This window comes from Alkalihalobacillus sp. NPDC127517 (assembly GCF_050276055.1).
In the GTDB taxonomy this organism is placed as follows: Bacteria; Bacillota; Bacilli; order Bacillales; family Bacillaceae_D; genus Alkalicoccobacillus.
Map to the genome: position 1 here is coordinate 254,145 of NZ_JBNNQX010000005.1, position 20,979 is coordinate 275,123.

23 protein-coding genes and 1 pseudogene are annotated in these 20,979 nt (G+C 40.6%); 9 read left to right on the plus strand and 15 right to left on the minus strand.

The features are described from left to right. Position 1: 1 nt before the first annotated feature. Positions 2-511: a DUF4145 domain-containing protein gene (locus ACQKKO_RS08770; RefSeq protein ID WP_498646260.1), complete on the minus strand. Its 510-nt coding sequence runs from the start codon at positions 509-511 to the stop codon at positions 2-4. A gap of 203 nt (positions 512-714) precedes the next feature. Here ACQKKO_RS08770 and ACQKKO_RS08775 point away from each other — a divergent pair, with 203 nt between their 5' ends. The 3 genes from ACQKKO_RS08775 to ACQKKO_RS08785 all read left to right on the plus strand — a co-directional run bounded on the left by ACQKKO_RS08775 (position 715) and on the right by ACQKKO_RS08785 (position 4,565). Next, positions 715-2,151 carry a glycoside hydrolase family 1 protein gene (locus tag ACQKKO_RS08775; protein WP_498646262.1) on the plus strand — a complete coding sequence of 479 codons (1,437 nt, stop codon included), beginning with the start codon at positions 715-717 and terminating at the stop codon, positions 2,149-2,151. Positions 2,152-2,310: 159 nt separating this feature from the next. After that, positions 2,311-3,810 (plus strand): glycosyltransferase family 2 protein, encoded by a 1,500-nt coding sequence (locus tag ACQKKO_RS08780; RefSeq protein ID WP_498646264.1) that lies wholly within the window; start codon positions 2,311-2,313, stop codon positions 3,808-3,810. Between the two features lie 83 nt (positions 3,811-3,893). Continuing rightward, positions 3,894-4,565, plus strand: coding sequence for an HAD hydrolase-like protein (locus ACQKKO_RS08785; RefSeq protein ID WP_498646266.1), 672 nt, complete (start codon positions 3,894-3,896; stop codon positions 4,563-4,565). A gap of 306 nt (positions 4,566-4,871) precedes the next feature. On the opposite strand, the gene ACQKKO_RS08790 is transcribed toward ACQKKO_RS08785, so the two are convergent. The 7 genes from ACQKKO_RS08790 to ACQKKO_RS08820 form a co-directional block, all read right to left on the minus strand. Next, complete coding sequence (locus ACQKKO_RS08790) at positions 4,872-6,113, minus strand: aminopeptidase (protein WP_498646268.1); 1,242 nt, start codon at positions 6,111-6,113, stop codon at positions 4,872-4,874. Further along, on the minus strand, positions 6,103-7,113 hold the full coding sequence (locus ACQKKO_RS08795) for a hypothetical protein (RefSeq protein ID WP_498646270.1): 1,011 nt from the start codon (positions 7,111-7,113) through the stop codon (positions 6,103-6,105). The genes ACQKKO_RS08790 and ACQKKO_RS08795 overlap by 11 nt, the downstream gene beginning before the upstream one ends. A 77-nt stretch (positions 7,114-7,190) precedes the next feature. Continuing rightward, complete coding sequence (locus ACQKKO_RS08800) at positions 7,191-8,084, minus strand: DUF1932 domain-containing protein (protein WP_498646272.1); 894 nt, start codon at positions 8,082-8,084, stop codon at positions 7,191-7,193. Positions 8,085-8,106: 22 nt separating this feature from the next. Beyond that, positions 8,107-8,967, minus strand: coding sequence for a MurR/RpiR family transcriptional regulator (locus ACQKKO_RS08805; protein ID WP_498646274.1), 861 nt, complete (start codon positions 8,965-8,967; stop codon positions 8,107-8,109). An 89-nt stretch (positions 8,968-9,056) separates the two neighbouring features. Then, complete coding sequence (locus tag ACQKKO_RS08810) at positions 9,057-9,692, minus strand: RraA family protein (protein ID WP_498646275.1); 636 nt, start codon at positions 9,690-9,692, stop codon at positions 9,057-9,059. 1 nt (position 9,693) lies between these two features. Further along, positions 9,694-9,927, minus strand: a complete 234-nt coding sequence (locus tag ACQKKO_RS08815; RefSeq protein WP_498646277.1) for a hypothetical protein — start codon at positions 9,925-9,927, stop codon at positions 9,694-9,696. Between the two features lie 14 nt (positions 9,928-9,941). Next, on the minus strand, positions 9,942-11,291 hold the full coding sequence (locus ACQKKO_RS08820; protein ID WP_498646279.1) for a TRAP transporter large permease subunit: 1,350 nt from the start codon (positions 11,289-11,291) through the stop codon (positions 9,942-9,944). Positions 11,292-11,551: 260 nt separating this feature from the next. Here ACQKKO_RS08820 and ACQKKO_RS08825 point away from each other — a divergent pair, with 260 nt between their 5' ends. Both ACQKKO_RS08825 and ACQKKO_RS08830 read left to right on the plus strand, forming a co-directional pair. Next, positions 11,552-12,016 (plus strand): RNA polymerase sigma factor, encoded by a 465-nt coding sequence (locus ACQKKO_RS08825; RefSeq protein ID WP_498646281.1) that lies wholly within the window; start codon positions 11,552-11,554, stop codon positions 12,014-12,016. Positions 12,017-12,018: 2 nt separating this feature from the next. Next, positions 12,019-13,212, plus strand: a complete 1,194-nt coding sequence (locus tag ACQKKO_RS08830) for a hypothetical protein (protein WP_498646283.1) — start codon at positions 12,019-12,021, stop codon at positions 13,210-13,212. A 211-nt stretch (positions 13,213-13,423) separates the two neighbouring features. Here ACQKKO_RS08830 and ACQKKO_RS08835 read toward each other — a convergent pair whose 3' ends face one another. Further along, positions 13,424-13,564 carry a hypothetical protein gene (locus ACQKKO_RS08835; protein ID WP_498646285.1) on the minus strand — a complete coding sequence of 47 codons (141 nt, stop codon included), beginning with the start codon at positions 13,562-13,564 and terminating at the stop codon, positions 13,424-13,426. A 69-nt stretch (positions 13,565-13,633) separates the two neighbouring features. Continuing rightward, on the minus strand, positions 13,634-14,620 hold the full coding sequence (locus ACQKKO_RS08840; RefSeq protein ID WP_498646287.1) for a YeiH family protein: 987 nt from the start codon (positions 14,618-14,620) through the stop codon (positions 13,634-13,636). Positions 14,621-14,728: 108 nt separating this feature from the next. On the opposite strand from ACQKKO_RS08840, the gene ACQKKO_RS08845 reads away from it, so the two are divergent. The 3 genes and pseudogenes from ACQKKO_RS08845 (at position 14,729) to ACQKKO_RS08855 (ending at position 16,921) form a co-directional block, all read left to right on the plus strand. Further along, on the plus strand, positions 14,729-15,586 hold the full coding sequence (locus ACQKKO_RS08845) for a LysR substrate-binding domain-containing protein (protein WP_498646289.1): 858 nt from the start codon (positions 14,729-14,731) through the stop codon (positions 15,584-15,586). Between the two features lie 76 nt (positions 15,587-15,662). After that, positions 15,663-16,114 (plus strand): annotated as a pseudogene (locus ACQKKO_RS08850) (DinB family protein). Between the two features lie 213 nt (positions 16,115-16,327). Beyond that, complete coding sequence (locus tag ACQKKO_RS08855; protein ID WP_498646291.1) at positions 16,328-16,921, plus strand: hypothetical protein; 594 nt, start codon at positions 16,328-16,330, stop codon at positions 16,919-16,921. Positions 16,922-16,938: 17 nt separating this feature from the next. Here ACQKKO_RS08855 and ACQKKO_RS08860 read toward each other — a convergent pair whose 3' ends face one another. Beyond that, positions 16,939-17,721: an MBL fold metallo-hydrolase gene (locus ACQKKO_RS08860; protein ID WP_498646293.1), complete on the minus strand. Its 783-nt coding sequence runs from the start codon at positions 17,719-17,721 to the stop codon at positions 16,939-16,941. 15 nt (positions 17,722-17,736) lie between these two features. Beyond that, entirely contained in the window at positions 17,737-17,883 is a 147-nt protein-coding gene (locus ACQKKO_RS08865) for a hypothetical protein (RefSeq protein ID WP_498646294.1), read from the minus strand. Between the two features lie 89 nt (positions 17,884-17,972). On the opposite strand from ACQKKO_RS08865, the gene ACQKKO_RS08870 reads away from it, so the two are divergent. Further along, positions 17,973-18,362: a RidA family protein gene (locus ACQKKO_RS08870; RefSeq protein ID WP_498646296.1), complete on the plus strand. Its 390-nt coding sequence runs from the start codon at positions 17,973-17,975 to the stop codon at positions 18,360-18,362. Between the two features lie 41 nt (positions 18,363-18,403). On the opposite strand, the gene ACQKKO_RS08875 is transcribed toward ACQKKO_RS08870, so the two are convergent. The 3 genes from ACQKKO_RS08875 to ACQKKO_RS08885 all read right to left on the minus strand — a co-directional run bounded on the left by ACQKKO_RS08875 (position 18,404) and on the right by ACQKKO_RS08885 (position 20,966). Then, positions 18,404-19,774, minus strand: a complete 1,371-nt coding sequence (locus ACQKKO_RS08875; protein WP_498646298.1) for a hypothetical protein — start codon at positions 19,772-19,774, stop codon at positions 18,404-18,406. Next, positions 19,767-20,300, minus strand: a complete 534-nt coding sequence (locus tag ACQKKO_RS08880; RefSeq protein ID WP_498646300.1) for an RNA polymerase sigma factor — start codon at positions 20,298-20,300, stop codon at positions 19,767-19,769. The genes ACQKKO_RS08875 and ACQKKO_RS08880 overlap by 8 nt, the downstream gene beginning before the upstream one ends. A 294-nt stretch (positions 20,301-20,594) precedes the next feature. Continuing rightward, the gene (locus ACQKKO_RS08885) at positions 20,595-20,966 is read right to left on the minus strand and encodes an iron chaperone (RefSeq protein WP_498646301.1); all 372 of its coding nucleotides are present in this window, start codon (positions 20,964-20,966) and stop codon (positions 20,595-20,597) included. Positions 20,967-20,979: the final 13 nt, after the last annotated feature.

A 20,979-nucleotide genomic window follows, 5' to 3' on the forward strand; every position in this document is an offset into this window, starting at 1 on the left:
TCTATGAGCGGTGTTTTTTCTCGTTTACTGTTAATTGATATCGAATTCGCTCACAAAGCTCACAGTATCTTAATGCTTCCGATGGAGTCACTTGTACATAGGCTTCTGCTGCTACATGCTCATATAATTTTTTTAAGTCCACAAACATTTTTAGTATAGGCGTATCAAGCACACGATGCTTTTTTAATGATTCTATTTTCTGAGCCTCATCTGCATGGAAAGACTTACCTATGGCTTGTAGCAAGTCCTCTGTTTCCTTCTCAACAATAGACCAAACATAGAGTACAGCTGCGCGTGGAGAGGCGTATGCAATTTGTTCAACCTGCAGTGGAGTTGGTTGCGAATCATCTCCTCCTTCATCATCCTCGCTTTGAATGGAAACCGCCTGCATGGTGTTAGCTTGAGTTGATTGTTCAATTAGATGTAGCTGCTCTCCCACATCTACTCGCACATCACGGTATGAAATACTACGAATGGACTGAACTAATTGAGTAATTGGTACCTTAAGCATCAGGATGATCACTAATAAAGTTAATGGCCAAATGCTTGAACGGACAATGCTTGAAATGAATTCGAGAACACTCAGCTTTACTCACCTCCATACTCGTCTCATTAAGACCAGTTTTCTTGAATAAACAAAGGTATGATAAATGTATGAATCCATTTAGATGGATATTCGAATACTAAACCAATTACGAAACAATGGAGGCTATTATGACTACGTATTCTTTTCCAGAGAATTTTATGTGGGGTGGCGCAACGGCCGCTAACCAATTAGAAGGTGCCTATGATGAGGGCGGTAAAGGAATGAATTTGGCAGATGTTATGCCTGGTGGGAAAGTACGCCTAGGTGTAATTGGGAATCCTGGCTTTGACTTTAAGATTGATCACGAAAAATATGTATATCCGAACCATACAGGGATTGATTTCTACCATCGTTATAAAGAAGACATTGCTCTTTTTGCGGAAATGGGATTTAAAACATACCGCATGAGTATTGCATGGAGCCGTATCTTCCCACAAGGAACAGAAACGGAGCCAAACGAAGAAGGACTTGCTTTCTATGACCGAGTTTTTGATGAGTTAAAGAAATATGACATTGAACCGGTTGTCACGCTTTCTCATTACGAAATCCCTCTCCACTTGATTACAGAGTACGGTGGATGGCGCAGCCGTGAAGTGATCGGATTCTTCGAACGTTATGCAACAACGTTGTTTACTCGTTATAAGAACAAAGTAAAATACTGGTTAACATTTAATGAAATTAACGGTGCAACACACATTCCATTACTTGGTCTTGGTTTCTCACCTGATTCAGAAGAAACAAGATTACAGGATAGCTTCCAAGGTCTACATCATCAGTTTGTAGCGAGTGCACTAGCTGTTAAAGCAGCTCACAAAATTATTCCTGAAAGCCAAGTTGGTTGTATGCTTGTTTATGCTCCAACATACTCGTTTGATAGTAACCCGCAAAATATCATGCACGCTCTACAAGAACAACGTCTGTTCAACAACTATTGTGGGGATGTACATGTACGCGGAGCATATCCTGCGTTCGCTACTCGTTACTTCAAAGAAAACGGAATCTCTCTTGATATCCAAGAAGGCGACCTTGAAACAATTAAAGAAGGCACAGTAGACTTCATATCACTAAGCTACTACATGTCTCGTACCGAGAAAAAAGAAAAAACACCAGAAGAAGTTGGACAAGGAAACCTTATTGGTGGAGTGAAAAATCCATTCCTTGAAGCAAGTGACTGGGGCTGGGAGATTGATCCGGAAGGCCTGCGTATTGCATTAAACCAATTGTATGACCGCTACCAGGTACCTCTATTTGTTGTTGAAAACGGACTTGGTGCTTACGATAAAGTAGAAGAAGATGGATCCATTAACGATGACTACCGCATTGATTATTTGCGCAGTCATATCGCTGCAATGGGAGAAGCCATTGAAGACGGTGTAGAACTAATGGGTTACACGCCTTGGGGTTGTATCGACCTTGTCAGCGCATCTACTGGAGAAATGTCTAAGCGTTACGGCTTCATCTATGTAGACAAGCACGATGATGGCTCTGGCTCATTTGAAAGAAGCAAGAAAAAATCTTTCCATTGGTATAAGAACGTAATTGATACAAATGGTAAAGAACTATAATTGTTTTTTGGCACAACTCAAGTCGAGTTGTGCCTTTTTTCATTTCCAGACTTTTGGCATCCCAAATCCCCACCTCTATTCTCCTATTTTAAGTTCTTTTGTCCCAATTGCTGAATAGACTATGAAAAAACAGCTCTAACGTCTATTCGGAGGGAAAAGATGAATCCAGCGATTGATATCTCAGCATTAAAGCGTGTCTATGTAAAACCTAGAATTGTTGCCTTTATACCAGCTCACAACGAAGAACTCTCCATCCGTGACTGCTTAGAAGGATTAGCTGATCAACAGCTACCTCCCAATGTAGAGCTAGATATCTTTGTCATTGCCGATAATTGTACAGATCGTACCGAGGAAGAAGCGTTAAAAGCCGGGCAAGATCTAGAATTACGAGTGATTGTGTTAAAAACAGAAGGAAACAAACAACGAAAAGTTGGAGCGCTTAATACCGCATGGAAAAGCATCTATGGCGATGTCATGGAGCTATATGAAAATAAATTAACCCCTTTTCAGGAAAAGTACAAGCCGGCAGTAAAAGCGATTCTTGGGATGGATGCAGATAGTCGCCTCGCTCCAAAAGCGCTCATTCATTTGTGGAATGGTCTGATGAGTGCTCGAAACATCGGTGGTGTCATGGCAAAGTACACAATGAGAATGCCATTGAAAAAAAGCTCTATTACACGGGATGATCCCTATTATGAACATAAAATCCAAAGTGGATTATATGGAGGAGCCATCCAACGCTGGTGGACTCATCAACAAAAGCAGGATATGGCAAGCTGGATTCTTAACCTCCAATATCATGGGGGAAGCACATATGTGCTCGGCGGTCAGGCAACGTTGTTTCGCCCAGAAGCGCTTCAAAAAATCGTTGATGAAAATAATTTGGACGGGCCATGGCAAAATGATAGTGACGTGGAAGACATGCTCCTCACATGGCAGCTTCAAAGATTAAAATGGAAAACCTTAATCAGTCCAGAAGCTCGTTGTTTTGTAGATGCGATGAGATCCTACCACACATACCGACAACAGCGAAATAAATGGCGCGGCGGCACGGTTGATCTTCTAACGAACAAAGACATTAAGATAAAAACAAGGCACTACGGGATGCTTTGGCGATCGCAGATGAAGACATTTATTGATCTCTTTATTCGAATCTTATTTTTCTTACTCTTAACTGTATCCATCTCCACTGACCAGTTTGTCTGGTCATGGCTCTGGATCATTCCCGTTGCTCTTGCCTCCATTTTAAACTTAATTTTGGCCTTAAAAACACCCATGAGTCGACCCATAGATGTGTTCCTCGGAGGCCTCATTATTAGTACCGAAATCTATCTGTGGGTAAACTTCCTAACCTTTATCCAAGTTTGGCTCGATAAGCTGTCTCCATATAAAAAGGACGGCTGGGCCCAGCAATACCAAGCAGAAAACGGTACAACTAGAAGTAAGCTTTGGCAAGGACTTGGGCTTTTCGCTCTAATGATTGCAGGCATTGTGCTTGCTTCTATCCATTACAGAGAATTCTTAACAAGCACACAGATCCAAGAACTAACCGAGTCCTATCTTCGCTTTGGCTGGCTTGTTCTTACGTATCTAACCATTTTCGCATCAGCCGTGATGGTCTACAAAATTTGGACTCTACGCAGTCGCCACAAAGCATAAAGATAAAACCACGCTACTATTCACAAGTGCGTGGTTTTGTTCGTTATAATGAAGAAGAATCTTAAAAAGAAGGAGAGATAAAAATGAATCCATCCGTTATATTTGATATGGACGGCACCCTATTTCAAACTGATAGAATACTTGAACGCTCATTAGATGATACGTTTAACCACTTACGCTCACTAGGCGAATGGGACAGGCCAGCCCCCATTGACACCTATCGTGAAATCATGGGCGTTCCCCTTCCAAAAGTATGGGAAGCCTTACTGCCCAATCACTCTGAAACCATCCGCAATCAAACAGATGCATACTTTCTAAGTACACTCATCACGAACATACATAACGGCCAAGGCGCCCTCTACCCAAATGTCCAAGAGCTTTTCCGCTACCTCAAGGAACATGACTATTTCATCTATATTGCAAGTAACGGATTAATTGATTACCTCGCCGCCATTGTCCGGCATTATCAACTAGATGAATGGATCGACGAAACCTACAGCATTCAACAAATTGACACCCTGAACAAAGGAGATCTCGTCAAAAAAATCCTCACAACCCATCACATAACACATGCCGTAGTCGTAGGCGATCGACTATCGGACATCAACGCAGCCAAAGACAACGGATTACAATCATTTGGATGTAACTTTGACTTCGCACAAGCAGACGAGCTGGCGCAAGCCGATTTTGTCATTAACGACCTGCTTGAGATAAAAGATCTATTAGAAGCACATTTACCAAGACAAAAAGCATAATTACCAAGACAAAAAGCATAATTACCAAGACTGCGCGGGCATTCAATCAAAAAAACTCCACATTTCTGGGAGCCATACGTCTTTTACCAAGCGCATGGCTCCATCTAGCAAGGAGTACGGCCATTACCAAGAAAGATTTCTTTATACCAAGAACAAATGCTCCTTTACCCAGAAGAATAGAGAAAAAAACAAGCTAAATGTCACATCTACCAAGCTCGCCCCTCTTATAACAAGGAGAATACGTGTGAGTGCAAGAAATATGAGGAATTTACCAAGAAGTGACCGTACTTCCTCCCTCCTAAAAGCTTAGCACTGACTTAAATCCAATGCCCATTTCCCACTTTCCATGATTAACTCGCGCTTTCCATCATAAGTTAGACCAAATACACTCATATCTTTACTGCCAATCATAAAATCTACGTGAATAGAGGATTCATTCATCCCTCTATGTTCTCTCTCTTCTTTGCTTAACTGGTTACTCCCAACGAGGTTATCTGAATACGCTTGACCAAATGCTAAATGACTAGCTGTATTCTCATCAAAAAGTGTCTGGTGAAAAAATAAACCAGTTTGCTCTATCGGAGAGTCCACTGAAACCAGAGCTACTTCACCCAACCTACTTGCCCCAATATCTGTACGTAAAAGTTGATTCACAACCTCTTCTTGATCGCACAGAATTTTTGTTACAGCTCCATCCTTGAAAAAGATCTTCAAATTTGAAACAAGCTGCCCGGCAACCCAAAGAGGCTTTGTCAGTTTAACGTGTCCGTTTACACGTTGAGCGTGCGGCATCGTCCATATCTCTTCAACAGGAATATTTGAAATGAAAGATTCTCCCGAGGATGTTTTTTCTAATCCGCCAATCCAGTTGTGGTCTTCAACTAGCCCCACATATAAATCTGTTTCTTCACTAAAAAAATGTAACTCAATAAACTGCTTTTGATTAAGGATCATCTGATAGCTTTCAAGTGACTTGATATGTTCTTTCCATATAAGCACAGGGTCCTTTTCTAATACTCTTGTTGCCTTAAAAATCTCTTCCCAAAGCTGATCTGTCGCTTTCTCCTTTTCCTCATCAGGGAATACTAATTTAGCCCATTCATTTGTAGCTGCAGCTGCAACAATCCACCTAGAATGATTCTCCATCCCATAGGTCATTACATCACGCATGGCTAGTGATCTCGCTTTATTTATTCGATGTACCCGTTCAGTGTCTAAATCACCGACTAATGTTAAATGAGGTGCGATAAGTGTAAGCTGTATAAATTTTTCTTTGTATAAGGCTAACTTTTGATCAGCTAGAATAGAAGGAAATGAATCTATGAAGGAATCATGAAGCAACTCATACCTTGCTGAATCAATCTCATGATCCTGCAAGTCCAACACAATATAGGCAGCACCAAGTTCGTATGCGCGTCGAACCAAAAGTCGAGCTATATGAATATGTTCAGTGTTACATTTAAGTTGAATACGATCTCCATGTTTAACGTTTAAACCTATACTTAGAATCAGGTCCACATACTTGTTTAATTTATCTTTAAAGTCCATCCCATCCCTCCATCCTTTCCTTCACCATCTCTACCATTTCATGCAACCGGACATCATAAAGATAGTGTTGAGATAGAAATACCATTCGATCCCCTCTTACGTCAAAGGAAGTATTAGCGACACCCATCTTCTTTTCCTTTTCATTGACTAGATGAACGATCGCAATCTGTTTTAGGCTCTCTTCCTCGATTTCATAAATGTAAAAAACAGCATCCTCCCGCAGCATAAGATGCGTATTGTTAACAACTAGATCACTTGCCCCCTCGAGAAAAGGATCATACCCTTTAAATACACCATCTTTTAAATGAACAATTTTAAATGAATCATAATAATAAAACCAAACCTCATGATCAGACACTACATTCATTGAATAGCACTCTGCAATGTACACTTGGTCATTCGCAAATAGTTGACTTCCTTTTGAGTCCCACTGAATTACGCCTGGTTCTCCAATGGGAGGTGGCGAGCCTTTTAACCATGGATCTCCCCATCCATGACTTCCAAAGATCCCTTCATCAAAATACCCTGTCCAGATTGACCCCTTCTCCGTGGTATAAAGATGACTGATCCCATCACCTATTAAAAACTCTCGAATCGGTTGGAATTCGTTTCCTCCACGTTTAAATACACTCGCATTTTGGTCAAACACTCCATTACCATAGTAAGAAACTCTGGCATCTACCATAATTAAACGTCCTTTTGGAAGAGGCTGCACAAAATCAAAAGCCTTCGTTTGATCCTTAACTGTAAATACTTCTACCTGGTGATTCGTCAAAATCGCAACTTGAAAGTCAAAAGGGATTTGGGTCGAATTGGTTAGGATCACCTCGCTATAAGCTTCTTCATTCACTATACGTAAAAAATACAACGAGCCATCAAACCCAATGGATGGCTCTCCCCAGTGCTCTTCTTTGTTAAATACAGTATCGAGGTCCAAGGTTGGCCCTAAATATAATTCTAATGGCTGCTGTTTTGGCATTTGATTCTCCCCACATTCCATAAAAAAACTCCTATGTAGACATGAACGACTCATACTCGTTCTTTTAGTCTACATAGAAGTTATTAGAAATTAAACATTTATTTTCCTTCAGTACTCTTTGAATGCTCATACCTTGTCAATACCTGTTTCCAAGTATCCGGCTTCTCGTCTCCTTGATATGGAACAGAGACCTTTGCAAGCTCGACCAATCGATCTTTGGCAGCCTGGGTCAGATTTGCATTGATGCCTGCTTCCTGCAGCATTTCAATTGATCCGCTAAGCTCAAAGGCTCTTCTTTCCGCATGCACTGCGCTTCCAGTCACAAGACGATTTAATGTATCTATAAAGGAATGACTATCCATCGTATTCTCTATAGATAGCAGCACCTCATCAGACACATTAAAAGCTTCTGAGGCTTCTAACGTCTCCAAATAAAGACCCACAATTCCTTTCATGAATACACTTCGTATCAGTTTAACAGCAGATGCATCCCCTGCTTGATTACCAACAGATGTAATATTCATATGATAGGGTTCCATTTTACTAATCAGTTCATCCGTACCGTTTCCACTTGCGGAAATAGGTACCTTATGTTTATAAACAGGCAGAGGTCCAAGCATTGCAACGTCAACAAAAGCAATACCATCTTCTTTTAATCCTGCTTCGATATCTTGCTTCACCTTAGGAGTTGAAGCAGAGACATCTACATATAAAAACTCGTTACCGATACGTTGCTCGCGTACACTTTTACTTACCTCGAGCGCCTTGCTCGCGGGCACAGCAACAAACAATACCTCGATGTCCGTTATTAATTCAGGTAAGGTCGTCTTTAACTCAATTCCCACGTTTTGTGCTCGTTCCTTAATCTTCGGGCCAAACGTCTCGTCATTTGCCATAACATCATAGGCTTGAATAGACTCGAGACCTTCTTCTTTTAATCCTGTTGATAATTCAAATGCCGCTTCACCAAATCCTAAGAACCCGATCTTCATCTTAAACACCCTTTACAATTAATCATTCTCTTTTTTTGTAGACATGGTACTCCATATCTTTGAGGATACGATCAACCTCCGTAAGCCTATTCGAAATGTTTTCTGATTTCTCGACTGATAGCGCACTTATCAAATAATCGACAACAAAAATAGATGAAACAATAGAATTGTGGGATGCCAAGCTTTCAGCTGGACATGTAATGATTACATCCGAGTACGAAGCAAGAGGAGATGAAAGCTTATCTGTTATGGTGATAATCTTAGCATCTCTCTTCTTAGCCTGGTTAACGTAATCTATTAAACGTGAGCCATATCTTGAATAGCTGACAACAAGGAGTACATCCTGATCTGAAAAGGAGATGACATCATCCACCCAGTCACTTGAGTCAGCAAGTGTTAATTTCGTCTGTCCAATCATTCTATTTAAGTTGTGTGTTAAGTACTGTGCAACGGGTAACCCGCTTCTGACACTAGTACAATATCGATTCCTTGCACGGGTAATTAATTTAACCGCTTCAGCCAAGTTTTCTTCTGTATTTAATTGAGTCGCATTTTGAATTTGATCTAACTGAAGCTCATAATGACGTCTCCAGCCTTCACTATGGGTATGGTTTCTCAAATTCTCTTCTAATCTTATTTGTGGAGCTGATTCTTCTCTTAAAACTATTTGTAGATTTTTCTGAAAATCACTATAACCTGAATACCCTACGTTTGCCATCAGTCTCATAACCGTAGTTGTACTTGTACCAACCTTTGTGGCTAATTGTTCGACAGTCATAAAGCCAACTTCTGTATAATGTCCAATAATATAATCAACGACCAACTTCTGCGATCGTGGTAAGGAGTCTAACTGTTCTTTTAATGTCTCCAAGGGGTTTTTCAATGAATTCCTCTCCTTAAAGGATAATATGATCTAAAAGAATCATATCGAACTTAGAATACAGTGTCTAATATCCTTTAAAGAGATTCATATTACAGCCATTTTGGCTTAATCTTACCTTCAGAGATATCTTTTAACCTTGTTTGCTCGTATGCTGCTTTTTCTTCTGCTCGGTTTAACGCCTCTTCTACCTTATGTCTAGGTAAGACGATCACTCCATCTGCATCTCCCATGATGAAATCTCCCGGTTCAACTTCTTTCCCTCCACAAAACACAGACCCATTAATCATTCCCGGTCCATTTTTAGTTGGTCCACCTGGGATTGCTCCACGGCTGAACACGGGGAATGATGAGTGAGCGAGCATGTGGTAATCGCGAATTAATCCATCAATTACGAAGCCACTTAGGTTTAGAGCCGCCGCCGCGCTCGCCATCAGTTCACCAATGATCGCTCTTTTTTCATATGCACCTGCTGAAACAACAAGCACGTGCCCAGGCTGCGCCTGATAGATTGCATGATGAACAGCTAGATTATCCCCATCATTTACATCAACCGTTACAGCTGATCCCACTAAAACACTATCTATATTACAAGGCTTTATCTTATAGTCCATTTCCGGAGGTGTATCAACAACATCACTTAGTAATGTTGTACTTAATTTTCTTGCTCTTTGAACCCAATCCTCGGGTAAAACATCTGGTACTGGTTTAACTTCAACGTTTGTCATGTTATTTCCCTTCTTCCTCTACTTTTGGTTGCTTAAAATAAGATAATAGATATCCGCTAAAGGCAGCAATGGACGTCATAAAATAAACAGTACTTGCTAGATTGTCATTAAGCCCGATAACCCAGTTCGCTTGGAACGTAAACAACCCTAGCATTTGTCCAAAAACTAAAACCGTTCCCAAGACTGTAAAAAGGATGACAGACAATATAAAAATACCTAAGATGATTTTCCGCATTATAGCCTCTCCTCCTAAAATGTGATTGGAATGATGCCCATCCCAATTAACCAGCTAATAATCATTAAAGGTAAGGTATAGAAAAGAAGTAATGGAACGTATGTTTTTTCTGGCCCAACCTTCGCCATTCCCGTTGCTACATAAATTGGTCCTGAAGTTGGCGTACTTCCTTCCGTTGCCCCAAACATCATAATCGTAACAACAGCTACCAGTGGATCTACCCCTACAGCTGTTAAAGCTCCAAATGATGCAAGACCAATTGTGGCAATTGTTGCAGACGTTGCAAGCGGTGTAGCAACAAGTGTAATAACAATTCCTACAATAGCGACCATTAACCATTTTGGCAGGGCGAACGATGTCATTAACGCTTGCAGCTGTTCTGTTAACCCAATTTCATTTAATACTGCGCTTGTAGCAAAAGTGAAAATGAGTACAGGTCCAATCACATAATACGATGGAGCCGTTTTTTCAAAGAAGGCCGTCCACTGTTGTTTTCCTTTTGGTAAATGATTACGTCCGACAAGTAACGTAAAGAAAATCATAAAGACTGGCACCCAGACAATGAAAGAAATGGAGCCCATCACAGCCTCACCCAAGCTTTCATGAGACAAGAACCACTTAGATAACGGCCCAAAGTTAATAATGAGCGGAATAATGATTCCTAAGAAAATAAGGAGTGAGGTCCATCCTTCACTAAATGATTTTGATAAGGGCTGAATCAAATCTGGATGAATCGGCTGAATGTTGTATTTCTTTGTCATGATGTATACAACCACAAGACGATGAATTAATGCATACATACCTGCAATGTATAAGGCTAAGAATAAATTACTCTCTGTTACACTAGCAGCTACCGGCGCAAATCCAAGCATGATAAACATCGTAGAGTTTGGAGGAATAATACTTCCAAAGCCAGAGTTCCCTGCTACAACGGAAGCCGCATGTTCCTTTCTCCAACCTGATTTCTCCATCCAAGGAATTGTGATTGAACCGGTTGTTGCTGCAATTCCAGAGCCTGAACCAGCAACAAGCGCAAACAGCGAAGAGCCAAATGTATTCACATACGCAGCCCCTCCAGGCAAGCGACCAATTAGTGAATTTAAAATTTGAATAATCCTACCTATAAGTCCTGTGTAATTAATAAGTTGTGCCATAAAAATAAACGCTAACGAAGCAAACACAACAGAATGTGTAAGCCCTGTCATTAAACTAGGCAAAAAGAGTTCAAATGCTCGACTTCCAGAGAAAATGAGCGTTATAACAAAGCCTAAAATCATGGCTTCACCAATATTTCGCTTTGTAAAGATAGCCCAAATTAAGACAACAACGATAAAAGCTGCTAAAGCCCATACAGCGATCTCCATAAAACATGCTCCTTATCTTAAGTATATTTTATTACATATTAATTTAAAAAGTAATATTTATTACTTAAATGCAGTCTATCACCCTTGATCTTCTTTGTAAACGTATACATATGTAAAAACTGAAATTTCTCATTAAAAACCAGACAAAAGACGCTAAAATTCTACAAAATCTTTTTCAATTTTCACCAACACTTCCTCTCTCTTATCCGTTATCTAGATGAATCGGCTACACTAGTACTAATACATCAAGGAGATTGGGAATGATGCTTGTGCAAGAAATGTACATTGACCTTGAATCAGACCTTTTACGTTTCGCTAGGTCGATTGCAAGACATCACCAGGAAGCTGATGATTTGATTAGTTACGCAGTAGAAAAAGCCTTAAGCCAACGAGAGATTGAGACGTGGCCACGTCATAAGCAAAAGGCTTGGTTTTACCGGGTGATGAAAAACAACCTGATTGATCATCGCCGTAAGCATCAACGTGAAGAAGAATGGGAAGAAGAGTACGCACCAGCATTCTCAGCAGTTGGGGTTTCATCGATTGAAATGGTCGAGTTACTAAGCAAACTTCCAAAAAATCAAAGTGATATGGTTTTTAAACGATATTGGATTGGATTAACAAGCAAAGAAATCGCAGAGCAAACCGGGCTAAGTGCTTCAACCATTCGTTATCACCTAGCTCAGGCTTTAAACACATTAAGAGAGTATATTGAGGAGGAATAGAAATGGGAAGAAGAATTGGAAATGTTGGTACGTTGAACATTGTCCGTGCAACGAAAGAAAGTATTGAAGAAATTGAAGAGATTAACAATGTAGGACTTGTATTATATTCAAGAGAAACAGCACATCTGCTTCCATTACTTAATGCGAAGAACATCGGCAAAACGCTTGAAATTGATCATGATACTCGGTCAGTTAGTGGTTCCTTAACGATTGATTCAGACTACCTCATGGCCTTTGATCAAACGACATTGGTTATGATTAGCGGTCTTTGTATTATCGCTAAGGACGTAACCGTTGAGCAGTTAAAACAAACAAAATGCGAGCTATATGTAAGTGGAGTTGTTTATACTCCCCCCCAGCTGTACGGGGCAACAGGCATTATTTTAAAAAATACAAGTGGTCAGGTCATAACATATGACGAGGTCATGCCAAAATTCACGACGGGTCATGTAAAGGTAACGAAAGGGTACTTAACTGGTTTAGATCCACAAACTCCCTTGCTCATTACAGGTAAGTTAACTTTAGATGCAGACCTTGACCTAAAGTTATTCAATGAGAAGATAGCCAACATCATGTTAACTGGCAAGGCTACACTGTATAAACATCAAGAAGAAGTTTTTCATAAAAAAACAACTATAATTGGAAAAACAGAGGTGATTCCAACTAGTTATCTTGAGTTAACCAAACCATTAACTCTCTCAAGACAGTCGATTAAACGATTCAAACAACAATCAATTTATTTAAACAAACCCATATTCATCAATAAATCTGTGTCTCGTGAAGCCTTTAAAGAGGCGTTTGCTTCCATTCATTCTACTTCTTACATTGTCTGCCACGAGGACGTAGAAGATCTAGTATACGAGTCCCTCCACAGCTTTGAAACTGAAGTGATTTCCTATGAGAATGCAATTCGATCAGTGGACAAAGAAGATTGGCAAAATGAAGACATTGAGATGTTGGGGCATGATACTACGTTAGTTGTTCAAAAAGCCTTAACACTATCAAGTTCTGTCGCACCCGAATCATTAAGTGAGCGCCTCAACACCATTCATCTTTTTGGAACCATCTACGTTGACTCACCAAGTCAAAAAGCGGCTGTACAATACTTGCTTGAAACAGCCAAGGGTGAAGTGATTGATCGTTCTACTCATAAACAACATGAAGGACTAGACAACATCGGAGAGCTGACTCTTTAAAAGGAGGTATGGAAATGTATGATATTGAACGCCTCCATGATCGAATGGTAGAATGGCGAAAACAAGCAGAAGATGAACTCTATTCCGTAAAATAAAAAAACGCCCCTTCTACCTTAAGAAACAGATAGGACGTTATCTGATTTCAATTAAACAAATAGAATCAACCTAAAAAAGAGGGAAAGTGGATCTAATCCACCTTCCCTCTTTTCTTCTATTGAGACTTATTGCTTGGCGCAAGTTTGTTCGCTGCACTCTCTTTAATCAACTTAGCTTTTGCTTCATTCGTTTCGGCATAGGCAGTTAACAGGACACTTAAGCTCGTTACCCCCATAAGCACTTGAAACGTTTCCATTTTAAATGACCTCCATTGGCTCTCGTTGTTACCTACACATCTATACCACCCACTCACATAAGCCAAACATTAGAATGGTAACCACTTAAGTAACGTAAAACCTGCAAGGACCAAGATCATTGTTCCCATGAACCCAGCTAGAAGAACCTTGCCTCCTTGTTTTCTTAAAATCGTTACATCCATCTTTAGACCAAGTCCAGCCATTGCCATGGCAAGAAGGAGATAGGATAGAAAGATACACGCATCGATAATTGATGAGGGAAGGATTCCAAGTGTATTCACCACACTCATCGCAATAAACCCAAAGAGGAACCACGGAATCAGTGGCGCGTTCTTAGATCCGGTTTGCTTTGCGCCTCTGTTTAACCAAGTCATGACTCCGAACGCCACGGGTACAAGCAATGCAACTCTTGTAAGCTTTACAACAACCCCCATGTTCTCAGCCTCTTCTCCCCCCACTGATGAAGCAGCAACCACATGAGCCACTTCATGCAAGGTTCCTCCAGCGAAGATGCCGAACAGGTTATCTGAGAATGGGACCCACGTATACAAAAGGGTATATATAATGGTAAAAGCCGTTCCAAGTAGCGCTATCACAGCGACTGCTACGCCTATGGTTTGTTCCTTTGCTTTGACAATTGGAGCGATGGCCAGTATCGCTGCTGCCCCACAAATCGCCGTTCCACATGCTGTTAAGATACTTAAGGTTTGATTCACGCGAAAGGCACGACATAATCCATAAACAAGCACTAATGTAGTAATCAACAACACAAACGCATAAAAAAAGACTGGTAATCCAGCTTGATACATATCTGATAAGTTCAATCGTAATCCAAGTAAGATAATTCCAAAACGAAGAAGTCTCGTACTAGCATACTCCACACCTGGAAGATAATTGCGATTAATTCCGATGGTTCCCCTCCAGAGAACACCAATTAGAGTCGCAACCACTAAGTGCCCCAGAACCTCTATATAAGGAATCTGTGCTATGAAATAAGCAATCCCTGCAATACTAAACGTTAATCCTAACCCAACCCAAAAGTTTCCACTACGCATACAATCTCCTCCTGATGTCTACCTCAAGCTTACTCCCCTTCTTTTTATTTGTGAAATAAATATATATAATGATATTAATTAAAAAAACAAATAAAAGAGGTGAACCTGATGCATATGGATGAGCTTGAGACCTTTATTACACTTGTACAGGAAAAAAATTTTACTAAGACGGCTATAAGACGGTCTCTCTCACAACCCACTGTTAGCGTTCATATCCGGAATCTAGAAAGGGAGTTCTCGGCTACCTTTTTTAAACGAACAACTAAATCCCTTCATGTGACAGCAGAAGGTGCTTTTTTCTATGAACAAGCATTAAAGATAAAGGCTCTGTACGAGCAAACAAAAGAATCTCTCTATCAAAAACAGCATCAAGCAGAAGGACATATACGAATTGGGACAAGCTTCACGATTGGGGAATACATATTGCCCCAACTGGTTGCTCGCTTACGTCGCGATCATCCGTTGATCGAAATTAGTATTACCATGGGCAATTCTAACTCTGTCATTGATGCAGTCAGAACCTTTGAAGTCGACATAGGCTTTGTCGAAGGTGAAACCACTTCAAAAGAAGTAACCCTCACACCCTTTCAGCAGGACCGACTACGCGTTGTGTGCTCTGGAGATGTAGATAAACCGAACACCTTAGGAGAACTACAGAACAAGACATGGGTTATCCGCGAAGCAGGCTCTGGAACCCGTTCCTCCTTTGATCACTTGGTGGATACGAACCACATTCAGCTAGGCTCAACCATTGTCTTCAGTTCAACTCATGGGATTAAGGAAAGCGTAAAGAATAACCTTGGCTATGCGTTTCTGTCAGAGACAACGATTCAAACGGAATTAAAGGATCAGGCGCTACAAACCGTAGATATTCGAGGATTACAGGAAGAGAGATCTTTTTCCTATGTGTTAACGAAAGGGACAGTGCCTGGGAGGAATCTGGAGTTACTGTTGGGGTATTTATGAAAGAACTCTGAAGTCGATGGAAGGAATAGAACCATATCTGTCGAATAAACAAAGAAAACACGGAAAAGGTGATCATATGAATCCAACGCAATCAAACCTTTTTACTCAATTAAAAGCGTACAGGCAGTGGCTTCTCTATTCAATAGAAGGCATTACTGAGGAGGAAGCAGAGATCATCCCTCCTCATTTCAACAACAATATAAGGTGGAACCTCGGACACGTCTACTTAGATCAGTACAACTGGATTAAAGCACTAACAAAAGAATCCTCCGGCGTACCTGATTCCTTTGAACAGTGGTTTGGCTTTGGAACATCTCCTGCCTCCTTTCAAGCTGACACACCTACCTTTTCCGAGTTAAAGGAATTGCTCCGTACCCAACCAGAACACATCCGCAAAACTTATGGAGAACGACTTTCTGAGGTCTTTCCTGCTACTGAAATATTGAACAAGTGCTTGTTCGAACCATATTCCATGAAGGCATGCACCTCCAAGCCATTCTTGATTTAAAGAAGAGTATACCAAGTTAATCGCTCGATCATTCTCGTGATCTACCTTTAACCATTCAACTATACTTTTAATGGAGAAATCCCCTTCTACGCCTAAGATAGCAGTAGCATCGCTTCTTTGTTTACTCGACAAAGCATGTGAGGGGCTTGTTATTCTATAGTTAAACGTAATCGTATTTAACCCACTCATTCTGCTCTCTTTTTTCATAGACAACCAGCATTGGAGGAACGTACATGTACCAAGTTTCACTTAAACCACCTGCCGATTATTATGATGACTCGATTCAAGAGTTAGATCAAGAAATCCTAAAGCTACTCTCCGAACGAAAGAAACGCACACAAAACAATCCAGGCTTCCCACACGAGTCGCTTCTCACAAAATGGGCAAAAGAACTTCAATTTGAAGAGGCGTTTTTACATAGCTTATTTTCCACCCTTTTTTACGAGGACGAGTATAGGCCAATCGTTGAGCCTAAAGACTTTCTTAAGAATATCCCCGTCTTAAAAGGGGTGATGTGCAAGGACGTGTTCCACTCCATTACTTTAATCAGACAATATAAAAATGCCAGTGTGCTTAATCTAGCAACGGACTATAACTCAAACCCTCAAGAGAAGCATCCTTTTTATGAACTTGAAATAAAAGGGAGTGAGATAGAATATGAATGTCAGTGGTCCAACGGCGGTGGAACAGGCGATCACATGAATACAAGCTTTGTCATTATCCCTACTCTACCAGATCAAGAAACGGGGCTTACGCTGACCTTCAAGGCATATGAGCATATGCCAAAGCGACCCAAACCCGACTCCACATTTGAACTAACGTATTAATCAAACGTTTGTTTAACCTAGAACTGAACACTAAACCCATTAAACTGGTGTATCCCAGTACCAAAACGGAGTAAGTTATGCTCTCTCAAGTATGAAACTGCATCCTTCACTTCCATTAATATCTCAGGGGAAAGGCCCAGTGTATTATGAGCACCATAAATTCTACTGACACCTTCAAGAGCAGCAACCTTCTCTAAGGAATCAGCAAGATCACTCGGACTCGTTGATGGATAGTGAGCATACACAGGTGTGGTGTCGTACAACAAATCTCCGGTAAACAAATAGCCACTCTTCTCTTCAAAAAATGAGAGGTGACCCGGTGAATGTCCAGGCGTATGTAATACGGTTAACGCACGACCCCCACCATCAAATACTTGACCATCACGCAACAAACCAGTGGGCTCGCCTTGAAACGGTTGATATGTGTTAGCGTCAAATGAATGAGGGGGTGGAATTGTAATATCTCGGCTCATATCCTTTCGTATTTGGTCTATGGTTAGTCCTTGTATCCCGTTAACTAACCAGTCTCGATCAGCCTCATGCACAAAGATCCGCTCATATTGACCATGACTTCCAATATGATCTGCATGTACATGAGTCGTTAATACATCAATTGGAAGTTTGGTTAACTGCGAGGTCACTCTCGACAGATCATCAATACCAAGCCCGGTGTCTAGTAATATAGCTCTCTGATCTCCAATAAGGAGAAACGAATGAACCTTCTCCCAATGACCATATTCACTTAATGCGAATGTGGTAGAATCAATCTCTTGAACAGTAAACCAAGGATCATCTAGCATCATGTCTCTCCTTTTCTATGTAATATGAAGCTGCTCTTTTAGTTTCTTTTTATAGCGTTCGAGTTTCTTGATTTTCTTAAATGTAAGGTATGAACAGATCGTGACAAGGAGAAGAAGGTATTCATACTCCTCTCGGTTATTGTTTAAAATTCGGTCCTGCATAAAAAGCACTCCTTTATTAACTGATATCTTGTACCATTCAAGATATGAGAGGAAATTCCTTTAAATAAATTTCAGAACGGAGGCAACATATGAAAACATCAAGAAACCCTAACACCGTCCACCAACCCGTAGCCCCCTACGTACATCAAATGGAAGTCACAGGTCCAAATCGGTGGCTTACCCTATCAGGTCAGCTTGGGATGGGTGTAGACAACAGAATTCCCGAAGATCCCATTGAGCAGTTAAAACTAGCACTACACAACATTAAACTAAATCTTGATGAAGCAGAGATGGAGATTAAAGACATAACGAAGCTAGTCTTTTATTTAGTCGGAGAATTTGATTCAGATCGACGGAGACAAGTTGTTCAAGACTTTCTCGATGGCCACCTTCCATGTACTACATTGTTGTATGTAGTCGCACTCGCCGCGCCGCCGTTTAAAGTGGAGATTGATGCTTGGGCTTGTCGGGAACTCTAGCAAAAAGGGCGCTCTGCACGTGGCAGGGCACCCTTTTTCGTTTAGTGGAACATGATTTCTTGTTGGAATTTGGTGGCTAATGCGCCGATTTTAGGAGAATAAAATCCCTCACGATTATCAGCCTGAGTGAAGATATAATACCACTCACCCTGCTTCTGCACGAGTTCAAACGTCCTTAGCATTTCATTAGCCTGACCTTGTCGCAATATATGATAGAAGCTTACATGACTTGCCCCTTCAACATATTGAGGATCAAACTCATATCCATTTATTAACGTTTCCTTCGCATCTTCAATTGAAACGGATGGATCTAACTTTCCAAACGAATAGTAACTATTGTTTCCATTCTTCTCATGAACAAATTTCCATTCCGTGAATCCATTCCGCTCAATTTTTTCTACTTCCGTTCCCTCTTCTAGATAACTTGTAAATCCTAGCTCATGCTCGTAAAGGAGTAGTTCTGTAAAATCATACCTAGGCATTCCTGTTAATATGGTGATCGATGAGCGCCTGCCGTACTTTTGCTCATAAGGGCCATAAGCTGCTACCATCTCGTAAGCGTTACTTGGAGTAATACCACTCAAAGTAATATATGTCGAAGCAAGTTTACTAGAATGAGTTGAATTGATATCCGTTAATAGTATGAGCTTCTTCCCAAATAAATCGGCTTCAACATAATCATATAAACGTCTATCGTTCTCATTTAGTAGTGTATACATTTTAGTCGTATCATCTAACTCAATTGCAAAACGATTTTCATATCTACTAAGAAAGTGGAACTCAATACCTAACTGATGTTCTTCTTTAAATAGATATGTCAGCCAATCCATCGGAACTTCTGTTGCCTCTGTATACATAATATCTGACAGCAGCTCTTCCTTTGCTTGATTAATTTCTTCAGGTAGGGCTTCGTCTTCAAAGATTAGAATGGTTTGACGAACTCCACCAAATCCCGTTAATATCGTTTTGGTTCCGTTAGCAAAAGCGTCATTGCTTCTACTCAATTCCCAATCATCCGGTACAGCTAGCTGAAGTTCACCATTATGGAATGAGTTATCGCCTGCACCAACATCACCTAGCTCATAGTCCGGTCTCTCCACCACCTCAGAAAGCAATTCCTCATCTACACCAATTTCATCAAAATCCACAGCTTTCTCTTCTTTCACTTCCTCCACTTTTTCCACCTGATTCTCTTCATCTGCCGGCTGTTCTTGGTTGTCGGTCATCGGTAAGAAAGTAAAAACAATGAACCCGAGTAACGCAGCGGCTCCAAGGCTTGATGCGATATAAGCGCCTCTGCTTTTTGGCTTTGGTTCTTCTGTGTCTTGCATACCTTGTTTGAACGCTTTTAAGCTTTTTGTGTAGGCACTATGAGGTAAGACAATGTATTTCTTCTCTTTGGGATTATCCATTACACGCTACCCCCTCATTCCGCTGCGTCTTCAGCATCTTTTTTGCACGCTTTTGCGTAGACTTTACTGACATCACAGATACCCCTGTAATCCTTGCTGTATCAAGTAATGAGAATTCCTCCACGTACCTAAGATGCATAATGCGCCGGTACTTTAAAGGTAGCTGGTTAATTAGATGTTGAAGCTCTGATAGCTGCTCTCCCTGTCCAACTTCTCTATGGTAGTCAATAAACTCTTCCTGTAATGGAATGGTCTTCAGTTGCGTTTCCTGTTTACGATAATAATCAATGATGGCATGTCTTGTAATCACGTAGATCCATGTCTTAAATGATGAGCGTTGTTTAAAGTGACTGATCTTTGTTGCCACTTTATAGAAGACCTCTTGAAGGATCTCCTCTGCCGCATCATAACTACTCGTTTCAGTAAAGATATAGTGATAGATCTGACGAGCATATCGTTTATGTAAAGCCTCTAAGGCCATTTCATCTCCATTTAGCATCCTCTGAACCAATTCTTTATCTTCCAAAAAAGTCTCACTCTCCCTTCACTTATATAGACGTAAGCAAATCACTAAAAGTGGCATAACATTTAAAATGAGATCATTTTTTTTATACATACCAAGAAACATTGATTCGTTAGTAAGAACGATCTGCCTTTTAACACGAAAAAGATCCATTTTATCAAGCTGAACGTAAATCCCACCAAGCTCTATCCCCTTACACTAAGACGCGCTCTCCTCTTACCAAGAAGATCACCAATAAAAGCAAGAAGCCCATACAAAAAAAGCGAAACAAGCACCATCCGCTCGTTTCGCCCTTTACTACTTACGCCAAAATGTTGTCACTTCAGCCTTATCTTGAATATTAAACTCAATCATCTTACCAATGAGAGAAAAGTCCGTCGGCATCTTCCACTTCATGCGAACCAATTGAGCCGTATGATCATAACCAGCTTCTTTAATTTCATCAGAGAAACGGTCAATCACAACCTTTTCTGGTGCTACAGCCAAATGCTGCTTCGCTACACTAAATCCCATGATAAATGTTTCATGATGTGTAAACATTGGTTGATTCCAAGCGATCTTTGGTTTAAGCTCCGGGTACGTTTCAAGTACCCACGCCAATACCTCTTCTGTTCTCGCGCGGTGATCCGGGTTATCGATCCCTTCTAAAAACTCTGCAAATACATCCATATAATCGCTCCTT